Below are 18,402 nucleotides of genomic sequence, written 5' to 3'. Positions count from 1 at the left end.
GCGCGGGGGGCAGGCAAGAAAGAAGGGACGCCGAGGCGTCCCTTGCAAATCTTGAGAACTTAGCGGTTGAAAGGGCTGCCCAACCGCCGCATGTGCTGTTGTGGAGCGATGCAGCGATCAGGTGAGCGCAGGCTCCGCCTGGTTTGCGTCGATGCTCTCCATGATCCTGTCGGGAGAAGCGGCAGCCGTCAGCGCGTCGTTCTCTGCCTGAATCCGTACCAGCTCGGATTCGAGATCCTGGACACGCTGCTGGAGCCGTCGCATCTCGGCGAGGAGTCGCGGGTCGGAGCCGCCGACGTAACCGAGAAGCGCCTTTGCCATGATGGATGGTCCTCCACACTGAGTGACCGACCGAAGCGGTGTGGGTCGTGAGGGATTCGCACCCGCTGTGCTTGACACATCCGAGTGTTACTCGCCTGTTGCTCCATGCCAAACAGCTAAGGTGCGCGGGGCTTTCAGCGTCTCACCAAAAAGTTTGACGGTCAACACGATCACGCCCTGTATTGGCGGGCGAACCCGGGCGCGCGCGGCCCAGGACCGGCGGCGCTGCGACTCCTGCGGGGCCCTCGGGGCTTGGCGATCACCTTTGTCTGCGGAGCCTGCCACGACAAGCGATTCTTGGCAACCACCAGGACATTTCCGCTTCGGGCACATGCCGGTGGCAGTTCGCTCCGCTTCCATCTGCGGGGCTTTGCGCGACGGGGTCAGCGGATGGCGAAGCCGTCGTAACCGCCGCGGGGTGTGTCCCAGATCTCGGTGACACCCTCCACCCGCCCGGGCGTGTCATCGCCCTGGAGCCAGTCGAGCAGCCCTTCGCAGCCCGCCCGGGAGCCCTCCGCGACCACCTGCACACGGCCGTCGCCCAAATTGAGAGCAAAACCACTCAGGCCGCCGATCTCCAGTGCCTTGGCCCGCGTGAACCAGCGGAATCCCACGCCCTGCACACGTCCACGGACCCAGGCGACCAGTCGTACATCCTCGCTCATGTGTGCAACCTAACCGGCCAATGTCACTCGGAACACTTCCGCCTTCACCGCCATGCGGTACCGTCCCGACCCAATGAATCTCATCTGAAACTCACTCGATCGAGTGAGTCTGGTTGACCAGAAGGAGTCATTGGCCACACCGGCCCCTGGTCGACCCCGACCGCGAGGACGAGGGAAGAAGGCAAGGACATGGGACGCCACCGACGCTCCGCCGCCGGCCGCGCCGCCACGAGCCGCGCCACGGGGGTCACGGACAACGACGGCCCGTACCCGGGCGGCCACGACCCGCAGGACTCCTACGCGGGCCTCCGCTTCGGTACGGGCACCGCGGCCTACCTGCACCAGGAGGAGTACGCCGACGCCAACGCGCGCAGCTCCGCCTACCTGTACGCGACCGACGGTCCTTACGCCCGGGCCGACGACACGGCCGTCTTCTCCACCGAGGAGTTCGCCCCGGTCATCGGCGGCTCCCCGTCGGGCGGCAGCGGCCACCGGCGCAGGAAGAAGGCCGGACGACCCGTGCGCACGGGCCTGCTCGGGGTCTCGGCCGCCGTCGCCATCGGCACCGTCGCGGTCGCCACCGGTGTGGTGCCGGGCCTGGAGAACTACAAGCTCGGCGGCAGCACCAGCACCACCGGCGGCGACCAGGTACAGGCCGACGGGGTGCCCAGCAACACGGCCGCCGAGCAGGGCGGCACCTCCGGCAGCGCCGAGAGCCAGGACACCGGCTCCTCGGCCGGCCCTGGCACCCAGCGTTCCACCTCGCCGACGGCGACGGCATCCGCTTCCGCGTCCGCCTCGGCCTCCACCTCCGCCTCCGCGTCGCCCACCCCGACGAAGTCGGCGACCAAGAAGCCGACGCCCAGGACCACGCCCTCCAGGAAGGCGACACCCAAGCCGACCAAGACGGCCACCAAGGCGCCGGTGAGGGCGTCCGCGCCGATCACCGTGTCCGAGGCGGCCGCCGCCGAGGCCGAGGTGCTCAAGCTGGTGAACGAGGAGCGGGCCAAGGTCGGCTGCAGCGCGCTGTCCGCGAACTCCTCGCTGACCAAGCTGGCCGAGTCGTTCAGCGAGGACATGGCCGCACGGGGCTTCTTCGACCACACCGACCCGGACGGCAAGACGCCGTGGGACCGGGCCGCGGCCGCCGGCATAGCCAATCTGGGGGGCGAGAACATAGCCCGGGGGCAGGCCACCGCCCAGGCCGTCATGGACGCCTGGATGAACAGCGACGGCCACCGCGCCAACATACTGAACTGCGACTTCAAGACCCTCGGGGTCGGGGTCCACTTCGGTTCGGGCGGCCCCTGGTGGACGCAGGACTTCGGGTACTGAGCCGTCCCGGCCCCGGAGGTGCGCTAACCGAAAGTTAGCGCCCCCTGTCGGTTAGCGCTGTGCTCCCTTACGCTTGACGCATGACCACCAGCACCCAGGACCGTCCCGAGGAGACGCATCCTCCGTACGACGTCTTCGCCCGGGCCTGTCCCTCGCGCACCACGCTCGAACATGTCATGGGCCGCTGGGGCGGGCTGACGCTGAGCGCGCTGCACGAGGGGTCGTTCCGGTTCAACGAGCTGCGCCGGCGCGTGGACGGCGTCAGCGAGAAGATGCTCTCCCAGACCCTCCAGGCGCTGGAGCGCGACGGCCTGGTGCACCGCGAGGCCCAGCCGACCAACCCGCCGCGCGTCGACTACGAACTCACCCCGCTCGGCCGCGAGGTCGCCGAGCGCCTGCTGTCCATCGTCCACTTCGTGGAGAGCCGGATGGACGAGGTGCTGGCCGCCCGCGAACGTTACGACGAGACCCGCGGCGCCCGCTGACACTTCGGGCAGAAGTAGCTGGACCGGTTCATCCAGGGCCGTCTGCGCATCGGCGTACCGCACCGCCGGCAGGGCAGCCCCTCCCTGCCGTACGCGTCCAGTGAGCGGTCGAAGTACCCCGACTCGCCGTTGACGTTGACGTAGAGGCTGTCGAAGCTGGTGCCGCCGACGGCGAGCGCCGCGTTCATCACGTCCCGTACATGGCCGAGGAGTTCGGCGGTGCGCGGTCGGGTGAGGCCGGCGGTCGGGCGTTCGTAGTGGACACGGGCCCGCCAAAGGGCCTCGTCCGCGTAGATGTTGCCGACTCCGCTGATCAACGACTGGTCGAGCAGCGCCCTTTTGATGGTGGTCCGCTTCCGGCGGAGCGCCTGGTGGAAGGCCTCGTCGTCGAAGAGCGGGTCAAGGGGGTCACGGGCGATGTGCGCGATGACGTCCGGCAGTCCCTCAAGGGTGTTGTCGTGCAACGACAGCCCGCCGAAGGTGCGTTGGTCGACGAAACGGAGTTCGGTACCCAGGCCGTCGGCGAATCTGACGCGGATTCTGAGGTGCTTCTCGTCCGGTGTCTCGTGCGGTTGCACCAGCAGCTGACCGCTCATGCCGAGGTGGGCGAGGATCGACTGGTTGGTGTCCTCCAGCGGCAGCCACAGGTACTTTCCCCGCCGGCTCGGGACCCCGACACGGTGGCCCTTGAGCCGGTGCGCGAAGTCGTCCGCGCCGGCGAGGTGCCGTCGTACGGCACGCGGATGCAACACCTCGGTCTCGGCTACGACCCGATGGGCGACCCATCGCTCCAGGCCACGCCGTACGACCTCGACCTCGGGCAATTCGGGCATCGCGTCTCCCGTGCAGGACCCTGGACGATTCGAGCGCCCGGCCCTGGGAAGGGGCCGGGCGCTCGGATCATCGCGCTGTTCTTCAGGCGGAGGCGGCGGACGACGAGCCGTCGTCCTCCTCGGCCGCGGCGGCCTGTTCGGCTGCCGCTGCCGCCTTGGCTGCCTTGGCTCGCTCGTCCGCCGCGGCGCGGATGGCGCGCCAGGCGGACTCGGCGGCCTGCTGTTCCGCCTCCTTCTTGCTGCGGCCGGTGCCGGTGCCGTACGAGACGCCTCCGACGCGGGCGGCAGCAGTGAAGGTCTTCTCGTGGTCGGGGCCGGTCTCCGTGACCAGGTACTCGGGCACGCCGAGCCCCTCCGTCGCGGTGAGCTCCTGGAGACTGGTCTTCCAGTCCAGGCCGGCTCCGAGGTTCGAGGACATCTCGATCAGCGGGTCGAAGAGCCGGTGCACCAGCTCGGACGCCGAGTCGAGGCCCTGGTCGAGATAGACCGCGCCGATCACCGCTTCCAGGGTGTCGGCGAGGATGGACGCCTTGTCCCGGCCGCCCGTGCCCTCTTCACCGCGGCCGAGCCGGATGAAGGAACCCAGGTCGAGACCGCGGCCCACTTCCGCGAGCGCACGCGAGTTGACCACCGCTGCCCGGAGCTTGGCCAGTTGGCCTTCGGGCAGGTCCGGATGGGTCTTGTACAGCGTGTCCGTGACGACGAGGCCGAGGACGGAGTCACCGAGGAACTCCAGCCGCTCGTTCGTCGGCAGGCCGCCGTTCTCGTACGCGTAGGAACGGTGGGTCAGAGCACGCACCAGAAGGGCGGACTCGAGCTTGTAGCCGAGCCGCCCTTCCAGAAGCGTGTGGGACGAGGCCGTGTTGTCCGTTTTCTTCTTGGCGGATGGGTCCGCCTTGGCGTCATCCGCCTTCTTGGGACTGGACACAGTGCCTCTCACCTGGCCGCTCAGACTTCGAGGACCTGGCGCTTGTTGTAAGTGCCGCAAGACGGGCACGCGATGTGCTGCTGCTTGGGCTCGTGGCAGCGCTCGCACGCAACCAGGGTGGGGACCGCAGCCTTCCACTGCGACCGGCGGTGGCGCGTGTTGCTGCGCGACATCTTCCGCTTCGGAACAGCCACGGCTACTTCTCCTGCTTCTCGTCGACGCCCGCTTCCGCGTCAGCGCCGCTCATCTCGTCCTTCTCGCCGTCCTTCGTGGATCCGGCGAGTCCCTGCAAAGCCGCCCAACGGATGTCGACGGCGTCATGGTGGTGGCCAGGGTCGTCCGCAAGGCGGGCTCCGCACTCGGAGCACAGTCCTGGACAGTCGTCCTGGCACACCGGCTGCATCGGCAGTGCGAGCACCACCGCATCACGCAGCACGGGTTCGAGGTCGAACAAGCCGTCCTCGATGAAGTACCTGTCCTCGTCGTCCTCGGCGTCGTCGCCCGGTTCCGCGATCACGCGGCCCCGGTCGTCGGCGTCAGGGTACGAGAACAGTTCCTGGAAGTCCGCTTCGAGCTCCTGCTCGACCGGCTCCAGACACCTTACGCACTCCCCCTCGGCCTGTGCACGGGCGGTGCCTGTGACGAGCACCCCTTCCATGACCGACTCGAGCCGGAGGTCGAGCTCCACCGGGGCGCCTTCCGGCACTCCGATGACCCCCTGGATACCGAGATCCTTGGGAGCGTCGATCGTGCGGGGCAGGCGCTGCAGCGCGCCAGGACGCCGCCCCAGCTCGTGTGTGTCGAACACGAACGGGTTGCGGTGGTCGAGGCGTGCGTGAGGAGCCATTCCTGCTTTCGATCTTCGAGTTCAGAGGGCCGCCGTCCGGAGGTTTCCTCCGGGCAGCGTTGATCGCAGACGTAGACGCGACCGAACAGCCAGGATACTGGACCTTTCGCTGTCGGCCCAATCCGCTGGCCTGCGGCCGGTTTCCCAGGCCTGCGGCCCGGTCTAGAGGCCCCGGCCCTGCTCGTACGCCCTCAGCTGCTCCGGCGTGATCATGCCGGTGTCGAAGAGGCTGGTCTCGTCGAGGGCGTACGACTGGTGCTGGGCCGAGTGCTGCTGGGAGTCGTAGACGGGCTGCTGGCCGGTGTCGTAGCCCTGGTAGGCGTAGGGGTCGGCCTGCTGGTAGCCGTAGGGGTCCTGCTGGTAGCCGTACGCGTCCTGCTGGGCGTAGGCGGGCTGCTGCTGCTGCTGCGGATAGCCGTACGGATCCTGCTGCGGTACGACGGGCTGCTGCATCGGCTGCTGGTCGTACCGCGGCTGCTGCTGGGCGGCGACGGCCTGCTGCTGCTCGGCCTGCGCCGCCTGGGCCGTCTGGGCGTCCTGGTCGGCGAGGGCCGCGAGGTCGGCGAGGTAGTCGGCGTCGCTGGAGTGCTGGAACGTCGTGGTGTCGTCGGCCAGGGCGCCGAGGTCGTCGGAGGCGATCCGGCCGTGCAGCTTGGCGCGGCCCTTGCCGACGGCCTCCAGGGTCTTGGCGAGGACCGCCTCGAAGGCGCCGAGCTTGACGTCGACATAGGCGTCGGCGTCCCGGCGCAGGGTCTCGGGGTCGTGGCTGCGCTCGGGGGCGTCCTCGTCCTCGTAGCCCTGCTCGTCCAGGCCGGGGCCGGTGCCCAGGAGCTTCTCGCGGCCACGGCCGACCGAGCCGAGGGTCTTGGTGAGGACGACCTCGAAGTTGGCGAGCTTGGAGTCGACGTAGTCGTCGGCGTCGGCGCGGACCTCCTCGGCCTCCCTGCGGGCCTCGGCGATGATCCGGTCGGCCTCCGCCTGGGAGCGGCGGGCCACCTCGGTGCCGGAGATCAGCGAGCCGCGCTCGGCGTGCGCGGTCTCGATGATCCGCTCGGCCTCCATGCGGGCCTGCTCGACCATCTGCTCGCGGTCGCCGATCAGCTCCTGGGCCTGGGCGAGGGAGCCGGGCAGCGCCTGGCGCAGGTCTTCGAGCATCGCGAGCAGGTCGGCACGGTTGACCACGCACGACGCCGACATGGGCATGGACCGGGCACCGGCGACCGTGGCCACGATCTCGTCGAGCTTCTTCTGTACGTCCACCCTGCGCTCGCCACTCTCTACAGCTGTGTTGGAGACGGACGGGACGACTGTAGCCCCATCAGTCCCCGCGAATACGCTTGTTGAGGGCCTCGAAAACGGCCTCCGGAACCAGGTGGGAGACGTCCCCGCCCCACTGGGCGACCTCCTTGACCAGGGAGGACGAGAGGAAGCTGTAGGTGGGGTTGGTCGGCACGAAGAGCGTCTCCACGCCCGACAGGCCGATGTTCATCTGGGCCATCTGCAGCTCGTAGTCGAAGTCGCTGACGGCCCGCAGGCCCTTCACGATGGCCGGGATGTCGCGCTGCTTGCAGAAGTCGACGAGGAGGCCGTGGAACGCCTCGACGCGGACGTTTCCGTAGTCGGCGGTGACCTGACGGATCAGGTCGATCCGCTCGTCGATCTCGAACAGGCCCTTCTTGGACTTGTTGATCATCACCGCGACGTAGACCTCGTCGTAGAGACGGGACGCCCGGGCAATGATGTCGAGATGTCCGTTGGTGATCGGGTCGAACGACCCGGGACAGACGGCGCGGCGCACTTGTGATCCCTCGCTCTCCGGTCCGGTCATCGTGCGTCTTCGCACGTAGAGGCGGCGCGACCGTACCAAAACGTTCCCTCGCCGTAGCGACGGGACCGGAGGGCCTCGAAGCCGGTCGGCCAGTGGAAAACGCCGCCTCTGGTGCTGCGCTCCACGGTGACGAGGGCATCCGGTGCTAGCCAGCCCCCCGAGTGGAGTGTGAGGAGAATCTCCCGAAGATCGTCGTCCGAGACGGCGTACGGGGGGTCCAGGAAGACGATGTCGTACGGCTGTGACGGCGCCGGTGTCTGGATGATCTGTTCGGCTTTGCCCGCCCGCACTTCGGCGCCGGGCAGGCCCAGGTTCTTCACGTTTTCGCGTACGACACGGGCGGCTCTGGGGTCGGCCTCCACGAGGAGGGTGTGGCCGGCGCCCCGGGAGAGGGCCTCCAGGCCCACAGCGCCGGAACCGGCGTAGAGGTCGAGGACGCGTTCGCCGTCCAGGGGGCCGCCGAGGAGGGACTGCCAGGTGGAGAACAGGCCCTCGCGTGCGCGGTCGGAAGTTGGCCGGGTTCCCGTGCCGGGCGGCACGGTCAGCCGACGTCCACCGGCTGCGCCGGCGATCACGCGGGTCATTCGAGGGTCCTTCGTCGTGGACGGCTTTACCGTTCAGTCTGGCAGGCCTACGGGGGTGGGTGCCTGGCCGAAGCCGGCGGCTGCGGGTGTGATGTGGCTGGTCGCGCAGTTCCCCGCGCCCCTTCAGGGGCGATGCACCTCAGCCCTTTTCCAGGAACTGTTCTCTTTCCTCGTCCAAAAGGGCGTCCAGGGCCGTTCGCAGGCCCTGGAGGTCGGTCAGCTCCGGGTCCTTCGCCACCAGTGCCGTCGCCTCCTCCCTCGCCTCCGCGATGATCTCCTCGTCCTCGATCACCGCCAGGACGCGGAGGCTCGAGCGGGCTCCCGACTGGGCCTGGCCCAGGACGTCGCCCTCTCTCCGCTGCTCCAGGTCGATCCTCGACAGCTCGAAGCCGTCCAGGGTCGAGGCCACCGCCGTCAGACGCTGGCGGGCCGCGCTCGCCTCGGGCATCTCGGTGACCAGGAGGCAGAGACCGGCGGCGGAGCCTCGGCCCACTCGGCCGCGCAGCTGGTGGAGCTGGGAGACGCCGAAGCGGTCGGCATCCATGATCACCATGGCGGTGGCGTTCGGGACGTTCACGCCGACCTCGATGACCGTCGTGGCCACCAGGACGTCCGTGTCTCCCGCCGCGAAGCGGCGCATCACCGCGTCCTTGTCGTCCGGGTGCATCCTGCCGTGCAGGACCTCCACCCGCAGGCCGCTGAGCGGGCCCTTGGTGAGGTGGTCGGCCACGTCCAGGACGGCCAGCGGGGGGCGTTTCTCGGCTTCGTCCTCGGCCGTCTTCTTCGCCTTCTTCGGGTCCTCCTCCTCGTCGCCGATGCGGGGGCAGACCACGTAGGCCTGGTGGCCGCCGGCGACTTCCTCCCGGACCCGTTCCCAGGCGCGGGCCAGGAAGTGGGGCTTGTCGGCGGCGGGGACGACATGGGTGGCGATCGGGGAGCGGCCGGCCGGGAGCTGGTCCAGGACCGAGGTCTCCAGGTCGCCGAAGACCGTCATCGCGACCGTGCGCGGGATGGGGGTCGCGGTCATGACGAGGAGGTGGGGCGGCTGCTTTCCCTTGCCGCGCAGGGCGTCGCGCTGTTCGACTCCGAAGCGGTGCTGTTCGTCCACCACCACCAGGCCCAGGTCGTGGAACTGGACCTTGTCCTCGATCAGCGCGTGCGTGCCGATCACCAGGCCGGCGTCCCCGGTGACGAGGTCCAGCATCGCCTGGCGGCGGGCGGCCGTGCCCATCGAGCCGGTGAGCAGGACGACCTTGGTGGCGTGCTCGGCGCCGCCCAGCATGCCGCCTTCCGCCAGCTCCCCCATCATCTCGGTGATCGAGCGGTGGTGCTGCTGGGCCAGCACCTCGGTGGGCGCGAGCATGGCAGCCTGGCCGCCCGCGTCGACCACGGCGAGCATGGCGCGCAGGGCGACGAGCGTCTTCCCGCTGCCGACCTCGCCCTGCAGAAGGCGGTGCATCGGATGCTCCGTCGCCAGGTCGTCGAAGATCTCCTTCGAGACCTTCTGCTGGCCGTCCGTGAGGGTGAACGGGAGACGGTCGTCGAAGGCCGCGAGGAGACCGTCGGGGCTGGGCCTGCGGGCCACCGCGGGGAGTTGGGCGTCGGTGTGGCGGCGGCGGGCCAGGGCGACCTGGAGGACGAAGGCCTCGTCCCACTTGAGGCGGTCGCGGGCCTGCGCGATGTCCGCCTTGGTGTGCGGGCGGTGGATCTTGAGGAGGGCCTCGGCGAGGGGGACGAGTCCGCGGCCCTCACGGAGGGTGGGAGGGAGGGGATCCAGGGCCTCCTGGACGCTCGGCAGCACCGTCTGGATCGCCTTGCCGATCTTCCAGGACTCCAGCTTGGCGGTGGCCGGGTAGAGGGGGATGAGGGCTCCGGCCCAGGTCTCCACCGATTCGGCCGGGTCGTCGCCGCGGAGCAGTTCGTAGGCGGGGTGGGCCAGTTGGAGGCGGCGGTTGAAGACCGAGACCTTGCCGGCGAACATCGCGCGGGTGCCCGGCAGGAGTTCCTTGTGGGGCTTGTGGACGCCGTTGCCGAAGAAGACCAGTTGGAGCCGGCCGCTGCCGTCGGTGATCGTGACCTCCAGCCGCTGGCCCTGGCCGCGGGGCGCCTTGGAGGAGGCGAACGTGTGCAGTCGGGCGTCGGCGACCATGGCGACCACCGTGACGTGTTCGTCCATGGGCAGGTCGGCGAGGTGGGTGAGCTGGCCACGCTCCTCGTATCTGCGGGGGTAGTGGTGCAGCAGATCGCCGACGGTGTGCAGGCCGAGATGCTCGGCCATCACCTTCGCGGTGGCTGGGCCGAGCACCTTCTTCAGTGGTTCTTCCAGTGCGGGCACGAGATCCATTGCACACCACCCCACTGACAATGCCGTATATGTCTCGGGAAACCCCTGGTCAGACGGCCGTTTTGAGTCATAGGATGGCGCGCTCCGGCCATCCTTCCGCGGTCACCACCCCACCAGGGACCGCCCGACCCCGCGCCGACCACCCTTCCCCCCTCCGGCGCAGCGACGATGGACTCCCAGACCTCACAGTCATCCCAGGCATCACAGTCACCTCATACGTTCCAGGTCGACCTGCGTGGTCTGGTGGACCTGCTCTCCCATCATCTGTACTCCAGCCCCAAGGTCTATCTCCGCGAGCTGCTGCAGAACGCGGTGGACGCCATCACCGCCAGACGGGCCGAGCAGCCCGACGCACCCGCGCGGGTGCGGCTGTACGCCGACGGCAGTGCCCTTCGGGTGGAGGACAGCGGCGTCGGGCTCACCGAGTCGGACGTGCACAGCCTGCTCGCGACCATCGGGCGCAGCTCCAAGCGGGCGGAGGGGCTGCAGGAGGCCCGCTCCGACTTCCTGGGCCAGTTCGGCATCGGACTGCTGGCCTGTTTCGTGGTCGCCGAGCGGATCCGGGTGGTCAGCCGCAGTGCCCGCACCCCGGACGCGCCGCCCGTGGAGTGGACGGCACGCGACGACGGGTCGTACACCGTAAGGACGTTGGCGCCCGAGGCCCGTCCCGAGCCCGGCACCACCGTGCATCTGGTGGCGCGGGCGGGCGCGGCGGAGTGGCTGGACGAGCGGCGGGTGCTCGCGCTGGCGCGGGACTTCGGTTCGCTGCTGCCGTACGACGTCCGGGTGGGCGACGAGGCGGTCACCGATCTGCCCGCGCCCTGGGACCGTCCGTACCCCTCCCCCAGTACCCGCCGGGTGGCGCTGGCCAGGCACTGTCACGAGCTTTTCGGGTTCACGCCGTTGGACTCGATCGCCCTTGACGTGCCGCTGGCCGGGATCCGGGGGGTGGCGTATGTGCTGCCGTCGGCGGTCAGTCCCGCCCAGCGGGCCACCCATCGTGTGCACCTCAAGGGCATGCTGCTGACCGAGCGGGCCGAACAGCTGCTGCCCGACTGGGCGTTCTTCGTGCGCTGTGTCCTGGACACGGACAGTCTGCGGCCGACCGCCTCGCGCGAGTCGCTGTACGAGGACGAGACGCTGGCAGCCGTACGGGAGGCGCTCGGCGAAAGGATCCGGTCCTGGCTGACCGGACTGGCCGCCGGTGATCCGGAACGGCTCTCCGCCTTCCTGTCCGTGCACCACCTGGGTGTGAAGTCCCTCGCCCGGCACGACCAGGAGATGCTGCGCACGATGCTGCCGTGGCTCCCCTTCGAGACCACCGACGGGCAGTTGTCCTTGGAGGAGTTCGCACAGCGCCACCCGGTGGTGCACTTCACGCGGACGGTCGAGGAGTACCGGCAGGTCGCGCCGATCGCCTCCGCGCAGGGCGTCGGGGTGATCAACGGCGGTTACACGTACGACAGTGAGCTGGTCGAGGCGCTGCCGTCGGTGCGGCCCGGGACGGTGGTCGCGGAGCTGGACGCCGACACCGTGACCGCGCATCTGGACGCGGTGGATCCCGCGGAGGAGCTGGCGCTGGCGGGCTTTCTCGCGGCCGCGCGGGCGAAGCTGGACCCGCTGGGCTGTGATGTCGTCCTGCGCGCCTTCCACCCCCTCTCGGTGCCCGCGCTGCACCTGGACGACCGCGCGGCCCGGCACGAGCAGGCCCGCGCGAAGGCCGAGGAACAGGCCGACGACCTGTGGGCGGGCATCCTGGGCTCGCTGCGCGGCAGCGCACCCCGGGCGCGTCTGGTGCTCAACCACCTCAACCCGCTGATCCGGCGGATCAGTTCCCTGAAGGACCCGGAGCTGATCGGCACCGCGAGCGAATCGCTCTACGGGCAGGCGCTGCTCATGGCCCAGCGCCCGCTGCGGCCCGCCGACTCGGCGCTGATCAACCGCTCGTTCATCGGTCTCCTGGAATGGGCGACTTATCGAGAGCACGGACGAGAGCACGGAGAGGGTGACCGCTGATGGGCGAAACCGGCGGGATCGCGGACTTCGACTCGCTGCGCCGCGCGATGGCCGAGAACTCCGAGGAGCCGGAGGGGCCCGCCCGCAACGCGCGCGCGGAGCAGCTGCTGGTGGAGGCCGAGAAGCTGAACATCCCGCTCGCCGTGATCGAGGCGCTCGGGCACCAGCTGAAGGTCTACAACTACAGCTCCGAGAAGGACAAGATGTTCGTCCCGTTCGCGAGGCTGTTGCGCCTGTGGGACGAGCGGCCCGGGGACTTCGACGAGTACGAGACGCATTCGCTGTACTGGGTCTTCAAGTGGATGACGGCCGGCATGCTCGACCAGCCGCACATTCCGCTCGCCTCGATCGAGAAGTGGCTGGGCGAGATGGAGCACCGCTACCGGCTCGCCGGGCACTCCGAGCGGGCGGTGCGCAGCGCCGAGTTCAGTGTCGCCGGACACATCGGTGACCTCACGCGCGCGGAGCGGGCGTACAGGGCCTGGCTGGCGGCGGACCGGGACCGGATGGCCGACTGCCATGCGTGCGAGCTGCACGGGCAGGGCGGCTGGCAGCTGCGGAACGGCCGGGACGCCGAGGCGCTGGAGCTGTGGGGGCCGGTCCTGGAGGGCGAGTACAGCTGCGCCCATGAGCCGCACACGGTCCTCGCCTCCTCCCTGGCCCCGCTGCTGCGGCTCGGCCGGGCCGACGAGGCCCGCGCCCACCATCTGCGCGGCTTCCGGCTGGTCCGTCCCATGGAGAGCATGCGGGGCGCTTACGCGGACCATGTGGAGTTCTGTGCGCTGACCGGCAACGAGGCGCGCGGTCTTGAGCTGCTGGCGGAACGTCCCGCCTATTTCACGGACACCGGGCAGCCGCGCAGCCGGATGGACTTCATGGCGGTGGTGACGCTGCTGATGGAGCGGCTGACCGAGCTGGGCCTCGGTGAGCAGCGGGTACCGGGGCCGGCCGGGCGGGCGTGGAGCGCCGTGGAACTCGCCGGCCACGCGCGCGCGGAGGCCCTGGAGCTGGCCGCGCGGTTCGACGCCCGCAACGGCACCTCCTATGTCGGCGACCAGTTGCGCGAGCGCATGGCGCAGCGGCCGCTGGTGGACCGGCTGCCGCTGGGCGTGCGGGCGATGCGGACGGCGCCCGCCGGGCCGGTCGCGCCGGTCGTGCAGGCGCCCGCGCCGGAGCAGCCTTCGCTGCCCGCGCTGCTCGCCGAGGCGCGCCGGCTGTCGGACACGCTCCAGCCGCACGCCCTGGAGGCCTGGGCGGCGGTCGCGGAGGCCGCCGAGAGCGCCGAGGTGGACACCTATGTCCACGCGGAGATCGCCGACCACACGGCGATGGGCCGCGGCCCGGAGGGCGTCGAGCTGTTCGAGCGGGCGGCGGAACTGTACGCGGAGGCGGGCGACGAGGGGGAGGCGATCGCGGCACGCGCCCGTGCCGCCTACGTACGCGCCCTGTCCGGGGAGCTCGACGAGGCGACGGCCGCGATCGTCGAGCCGTACGACCGGATCCTCGCGCTGTACGCCGACGACGCCACCGGCGTGCGGCAGACGGCGTCCGTGCTGATGAGCCGGGCGCGGATCCTGATGCGGTGGGTGCACGAGCGGTCCGAGGGCGCCGCCGACGCCGAGCAGGCCGTACGGGAGCTGCTGGCGCTCGTCGGTGGGCGCGGTGGCTCCGATGTCCGGCTGGTGTCCCGGGCGGCCGAGGGGCGGGCGATGCTCGCCGAACTGGCCGAGCACGCCGGGGACGGGGAGCGGGCGGGCGAGCTGTTCCGGCAGGCGTCGGCGCAGTTCGTCGGTGCGGAGCTGCCGTGGTTCGCGGTGGAGTACGAGGTGCGGGTGGCCGCGCTCGCCCATGAGCAGGGCGACATGGCCGAGGCGGAGCGGGCGCTGCGCGCGGCCCTGGAGCACGGCGGCCCGTATGTGGAGCCGGTCGGACGGGCCCAGCTGCATCTCCAGCTCGCCGAGGTCCTCGGCGGCCGGGGCGCGGCCGAGGAGGCCGCCGAGCACGCCCTGGAGGCCGCCCACTGGGCCGACGAGGCCGGGGAGAGCGGCACCCTGGGCGCCTGGGCGCGGCACCAGCTGGGCGGCTTCCTGCTGCGGCAGGGGCGGTTCGCGGAGGCCGCCGAGGTGCTGGAGTCGGCGCTGGCCGACCTGAGCGCCGAGACGCACGGCGACGGCGCGGTCGTCCAGACCCAGTGGTGGCTCGGGGACTGCCTGAGCGAGCTCGGCGAGCACCACGCGGCGGCCGAACGGCGGCTGAAGGCCGCCGAGATCGCCCGGCACTGGCCCGAGCAGCACGACCACGCCACCCTCGCGCACCTGGCCGCGGAGTCGCTGGGCAACGCGGGGCTGCCCGCCGAGGCGGACCAGGCGTACACGCGCGCGGGCGAGTTGTGGCGGGCGATGGGCAACGTGCACTTCCTGGTCCGCTCGCTGCGGGCCCGCGCGTGGCTGGCGCTGCGCACGGAGGCGGGGACGGAGGGTGCGCGGAGGCTGATGGCGGCCGCGGTGGCGGAGTGCGAGACGGCGCTGGCGGCGCTCGCGGATCCGGCGGCCCGGGAGCGGCTCACCGGTGAACTCGGCCACACTCACCGGCAGTTCGGTGATCTGCTGGCACGGTCCGTGCCCGAGGACGCGGAGGACGCGGCGATCCAGGACGCGTTCGAGGCGGCGCTGGCCGAGATGACGGCGGCGATCGCCCTCTTCGCCGGGCTGGGCGAGGACGGGCTGCACAGCCGTACCGGCGCCGAACTCGCGGCGGGCTGGCTGGAGGCCGACCTGAGCCGGCCGGCGGACGCGGCCGCACGCGGGCGTGCCGTACTGGACGCCTACGAGGGCGCCGACCCGGACGACGACACGGTCCGGGCCCGGCGGGCGGAGGCACGTCAGCTGCTGGAGCCCACGGAGGCGTGAAGGGGCGTGCGCAGGGGGCTCACTCGACGCCGATGAGGAGCGGGGCCCCCTGCCGCCCGCCGTCGTGGACGACCGTGTCGACGGCCAGGTACGCCTCGCGCACCCGTGCCTCCAGGCGTTCGGCGACGCCTTCGGGCGCCTCGTCGCCGAGGACGAGAGTGACCAGCTCGCCACCGGCCTGGAGCATGCGGTCGAGGACTGTCTCGGCGGTGGCCGTCACGTCCGAGCCGATCACCGCCACATCACCGTCGATCAGGCCCAGCACGTCCCCGGCCTGGCAGATGCCGGCCATGGTCCAGGACTGCCGTTCCGCGACCACGACCTCGGCGTAGCGGGTGGCGCCCGCAGCCGAGGTCATCTGGACGACGTCCTCGTCGAAGCGGCGGTCCGGCTGATGCACCGCGAGCGCGGCGATGCCCTGGACCGCCGAGCGGGTCGGGATGAGGGCCACCCGGATACCCTCCGCGCGGACCTGCTCGGCCGCCGCGGCCGCCGTGTGCCGCAGGTCGGCGTCGTTGGGCAGCAGCACCACCTCGCGCGCGTGGGCGCGCCGTACGGCGTCCACCAGCTCCCCGCTGGCGGGCGGCTCCCCGGGGCGCGCGAGCACGGTGGTCGCGCCGGACTCGGTGTACAGCCCGACCAGCCCCTCCCCCGGCACCACGGCCACCACGGCGCGCTGTACGCGCTCGCGCGGCGGCTCCCCGCCGGTGTGCACGTCCCCCGCGCCGAAGTGCGTGATCCGGATCCGGTACGGCCGCCCCGCCTCGACGCCCGCCTCCACGGCGGCGCCGGCGTCGTCGGCGTGCACATGGACGTTCCACAGGCCGTCGCCGCCGACCACGACCAGGGAGTCGCCGAGGGCGTCGAGCCGGGCCCGCAGCCGGTCCACGGCGGCGTCCTCGGCCTCCAGGAGGTAGATGACCTCGAAGGCGGGGCCCCCGGCCGACTCGGCGCAGGCCTCCGCGCGGGCGTCGGAAACGGCGTCCACGCGCGCGTGCACGATCGGGACCGCCCCGTGGGCGTGCATGTCGAAAGCCGTCGGTGTCTCCCCGGTGAACGCCTCCACCAGCGCCCCGAGCACCGCGACCAGGCCCCGCCCGCCGGCGTCGACCACCCCGGCCCGCTCCAGGGCGGCCAGCTGTCCCGGGGTCTCCGCGAGCGCCTTGCACGAGCCTTCGTAGGCGGCCCGCGCGATCGTCCCGCAGTCGCCCTCGGCCGCTTCGGCGGCGTCGGCCGCTGCCGCCGCGACCGACAGCACCGTGCCCTCGACGGGGTGGGCCACGGCCCGGCGGGCGGCGTCGGCGGCGTGCCGCAGGGCGAGCCGCAGCCCCTCGCCGTCGATGTGAGTGGCCTCACCGTCGGTGAGGACATGGGCCATGCCGCGCAGCAGCTGCGCCAGGATCGTGCCGGAGTTGCCGCGCGCGCCTATGAGGGCCCCGTGCGCCATCGCGCGCACGGCGTCGGCCAGCGTGGGGACCTCTTCACCCAGCTCATAACCTGCGAAGACGGCCTCCACGGCCCCCGTGGCCGACTCCACCGTCAGATAGAGGTTCGTGCCCGTGTCGCCGTCGGCCACCGGGTAGACATTGATCGCGTCGATCTCCTCGCGCGCCCGGCCGATCGCCCCGAGCGCGAGACCGCACCAGGTGCGCACCGCGAGAGCATCGAGGAATGTCTGCGGCACCTGCGCCACCTGCGCCTCCTTGAGCTGGCCCGACGTGGTCGCAGCGTAGACCCCGGGAGGGTGTCCACCGGAAGTAGGCCGGGAGCCGGCCCCTGAGCTGCCATGCTAGTTTCGTCTAACCGACGCAGCCGTTGTATGCTGCTCCGGTTGCCCGATCTCATCGGGCCATTACCCCTGGCAACGCCACTCAAGATCTCGGATCCCCTGGATCTCGATCCCGGCACGCCGGGATCCAACCGTAAGTGCATCTGAAGTCTTTGGAGTGACCCGTGGCTGCCAACTGCGACGTCTGCGGCAAGGGGCCGGGCTTCGGCAACAACATCTCGCACTCGCACCGCCGTACGTCCCGTCGCTGGAACCCGAACATCCAGCGCGTGCGTACCGTGGTCGGCGGGACGCCGAAGCGCGTGAACGCCTGCACCTCGTGCATCAAGGCCGGCAAGGTCTCGCGCTGACGCACTGCTGCTGAGCGCGCGGCCACTGCTGGTTCGCTGCACAGAGCCGGTCCACCGAAGGGTGGGCCGGCTTTTTGCCGTGCCTGCTTCCTGGCCCACCTGCCAGAATCCCGACCATGCGCTTCGGCATTCTGGGCCCCCTGGACATACGCACCGACGACGGCACCCCCGTCGACCCCGGCGGCCCCCGCCCCCCGCGCGCTGCTCACCCTGCTGCTCCTGGACGCCGGCTGCGCGGTCTCCGCGCAGCGCCTCACCGACGGCCTGTACGGCGCCGAGCCGCCCGCCGGGGCGGCCAACGCCCTCCAGTCCCAGATCTCCCGGCTGCGCAGGCGCCTGGCGCCGCACGCCGAGATCGAGGCCACTGCCGCCGGTTACCGAGCCGCCGTCGCCCCCGACACGGTGGACGTACACCAGTTCGAAGCACGGTGTGCGGCCGGACGCGCCGCACTCGGCGCCGGCGACCACCAGAACGCGGCAGCGCAGCTCCGGGAGGCGCTCGCCCTGTGGCGCGGCCCCGCGCTGCCCGACCTCCCGGACGCGCACGCCGAGGCCGCACGGCTCGAAGAGCTGCGGCTGGCCGCCGTACAGGACCGGATCGAGGCGGAACTGGCGCTCGGTGGCGGCTCCGGGCTGGTATCGGAGCTGCGGGCGCTGCTGGCCGCCCATCCGCTGAGCGAGCGGCTGTACGGGCAGCTGATGCGGGCCCTGCACGCGAGCGGGCGGCCCGCCGAGGCGCTCACGGTGTTCGAGGAGGCCCGTCGCGCCCTCGCCGACCAGCTGGGCGCCGATCCCTCGCCGGAGCTGTCCGCGCTGCACCTGGAGCTGCTCAGGGGCGCGGAGCCCGAGCGGCCCAGGCTCCCGGTCCAGCTCACCCGGTTCGTCGGGCGCGAGCCCGAACTCGCCCGGATCGCCGGCCTTCTGGCCGGCTCCCGTCTGGTCACGCTCACCGGCCCGGGCGGTGCGGGCAAGACCCGGCTGGCGGTCGAGGCGGCGAACAGGATCGTGGCCGCGCGCAAGGGCGACGCGGCGAGCAAGGGCGAGGCGGCGAGCTCGGGCGAGGCCGCGCGCAAGGGCGACGCGGCGAGCAAGGGCGACGCGGCGAGCAAGGGCGAGGCGGCGAGCTCGGGCGAGGCGGCGAGCTCGGGCGAGGCGGCGAGCTCGGGCG

16 protein-coding genes and 1 pseudogene are annotated in these 18,402 nt (G+C 71.3%); 6 read left to right on the top strand and 11 right to left on the bottom strand.

Annotated elements, in window-relative coordinates; all coding sequences use genetic code 11:
• Window positions 1–117 precede the first annotated feature (117 nt).
• Together ABTY98_RS04560 and ABTY98_RS04555 are read right to left on the bottom strand one after the other, a co-directional pair.
• On the bottom strand, window positions 118–321 hold the full coding sequence (locus ABTY98_RS04560; RefSeq protein ID WP_093498859.1) for a hypothetical protein: 204 nt from the start codon (window positions 319–321) through the stop codon (window positions 118–120).
• A 383-nt stretch (window positions 322–704) separates the two neighbouring features.
• Window positions 705–986, bottom strand: coding sequence for an acylphosphatase (locus ABTY98_RS04555; protein ID WP_352219379.1), 282 nt, complete (start codon window positions 984–986; stop codon window positions 705–707).
• Between the two features lie 189 nt (window positions 987–1,175).
• On the opposite strand from ABTY98_RS04555, the gene ABTY98_RS04550 reads away from it, so the two are divergent.
• The gene (locus ABTY98_RS04550; protein WP_352219378.1) at window positions 1,176–2,321 is read left to right on the top strand and encodes a CAP domain-containing protein; all 1,146 of its coding nucleotides are present in this window, start codon (window positions 1,176–1,178) and stop codon (window positions 2,319–2,321) included.
• A gap of 80 nt (window positions 2,322–2,401) precedes the next feature.
• Window positions 2,402–2,806 (top strand): winged helix-turn-helix transcriptional regulator, encoded by a 405-nt coding sequence (locus ABTY98_RS04545; RefSeq protein WP_352219377.1) that lies wholly within the window; start codon window positions 2,402–2,404, stop codon window positions 2,804–2,806.
• Here the strand turns inward: ABTY98_RS04545 and mutM are convergent.
• The 8 genes from mutM to recG form a co-directional block, all read right to left on the bottom strand.
• Complete coding sequence (gene mutM / locus ABTY98_RS04540) at window positions 2,779–3,639, bottom strand: bifunctional DNA-formamidopyrimidine glycosylase/DNA-(apurinic or apyrimidinic site) lyase (RefSeq protein ID WP_352219376.1); 861 nt, start codon at window positions 3,637–3,639, stop codon at window positions 2,779–2,781. The genes ABTY98_RS04545 and mutM overlap by 28 nt on opposite strands.
• An 82-nt stretch (window positions 3,640–3,721) precedes the next feature.
• Window positions 3,722–4,579 carry a ribonuclease III gene (gene rnc / locus ABTY98_RS04535; protein WP_352219375.1) on the bottom strand — a complete coding sequence of 286 codons (858 nt, stop codon included), beginning with the start codon at window positions 4,577–4,579 and terminating at the stop codon, window positions 3,722–3,724.
• Between the two features lie 8 nt (window positions 4,580–4,587).
• The gene (gene rpmF, locus ABTY98_RS04530; protein ID WP_003951102.1) at window positions 4,588–4,761 is read right to left on the bottom strand and encodes a 50S ribosomal protein L32; all 174 of its coding nucleotides are present in this window, start codon (window positions 4,759–4,761) and stop codon (window positions 4,588–4,590) included.
• A gap of 2 nt (window positions 4,762–4,763) precedes the next feature.
• Entirely contained in the window at window positions 4,764–5,414 is a 651-nt protein-coding gene (locus tag ABTY98_RS04525) for a YceD family protein (protein ID WP_352219374.1), read from the bottom strand.
• Between the two features lie 162 nt (window positions 5,415–5,576).
• Complete coding sequence (locus tag ABTY98_RS04520; protein WP_352219373.1) at window positions 5,577–6,674, bottom strand: F0F1 ATP synthase subunit B; 1,098 nt, start codon at window positions 6,672–6,674, stop codon at window positions 5,577–5,579.
• Window positions 6,675–6,732: 58 nt separating this feature from the next.
• A complete protein-coding gene (gene coaD / locus ABTY98_RS04515) occupies window positions 6,733–7,212 on the bottom strand; it encodes a pantetheine-phosphate adenylyltransferase (protein WP_352219372.1) in 480 nt (159 codons plus the stop codon).
• Window positions 7,213–7,238: 26 nt separating this feature from the next.
• A complete protein-coding gene (gene rsmD, locus ABTY98_RS04510) occupies window positions 7,239–7,826 on the bottom strand; it encodes a 16S rRNA (guanine(966)-N(2))-methyltransferase RsmD (protein WP_352219371.1) in 588 nt (195 codons plus the stop codon).
• Window positions 7,827–7,965: 139 nt separating this feature from the next.
• On the bottom strand, window positions 7,966–10,170 hold the full coding sequence (gene recG / locus ABTY98_RS04505) for an ATP-dependent DNA helicase RecG (protein ID WP_352219370.1): 2,205 nt from the start codon (window positions 10,168–10,170) through the stop codon (window positions 7,966–7,968).
• Between the two features lie 168 nt (window positions 10,171–10,338).
• Between recG and ABTY98_RS04500 the strand changes: the two genes are divergently transcribed.
• Complete coding sequence (locus ABTY98_RS04500) at window positions 10,339–12,186, top strand: HSP90 family protein (RefSeq protein WP_352219369.1); 1,848 nt, start codon at window positions 10,339–10,341, stop codon at window positions 12,184–12,186.
• Window positions 12,186–15,095 carry a tetratricopeptide repeat protein gene (locus ABTY98_RS04495; RefSeq protein ID WP_352219368.1) on the top strand — a complete coding sequence of 970 codons (2,910 nt, stop codon included), beginning with the start codon at window positions 12,186–12,188 and terminating at the stop codon, window positions 15,093–15,095. The genes ABTY98_RS04500 and ABTY98_RS04495 overlap by 1 nt, the downstream gene beginning before the upstream one ends.
• A gap of 19 nt (window positions 15,096–15,114) precedes the next feature.
• Here the strand turns inward: ABTY98_RS04495 and ABTY98_RS04490 are convergent, their stop codons facing one another.
• Window positions 15,115–16,788: a DAK2 domain-containing protein gene (locus tag ABTY98_RS04490; protein WP_352219367.1), complete on the bottom strand. Its 1,674-nt coding sequence runs from the start codon at window positions 16,786–16,788 to the stop codon at window positions 15,115–15,117.
• Window positions 16,789–17,048: 260 nt separating this feature from the next.
• On the opposite strand from ABTY98_RS04490, the gene rpmB reads away from it, so the two are divergent.
• Together rpmB and ABTY98_RS42235 are read left to right on the top strand one after the other, a co-directional pair.
• Entirely contained in the window at window positions 17,049–17,234 is a 186-nt protein-coding gene (gene rpmB, locus ABTY98_RS04485; protein ID WP_003993230.1) for a 50S ribosomal protein L28, read from the top strand.
• 402 nt (window positions 17,235–17,636) lie between these two features.
• Window positions 17,637–18,005 (top strand): annotated as a pseudogene (locus ABTY98_RS42235) (AfsR/SARP family transcriptional regulator); the annotation flags it as partial.
• Between the last annotated feature and the right edge of the window lie 397 nt (window positions 18,006–18,402).

This window comes from Streptomyces sp. NPDC096040, assembly GCF_040303265.1.
In the GTDB taxonomy this organism is placed as follows: domain Bacteria; phylum Actinomycetota; class Actinomycetes; order Streptomycetales; family Streptomycetaceae; genus Streptomyces.
The sequence above is the reverse complement of the archived record's forward strand: the minus strand, read 5'-3'. Positions and strand labels throughout refer to the sequence as shown.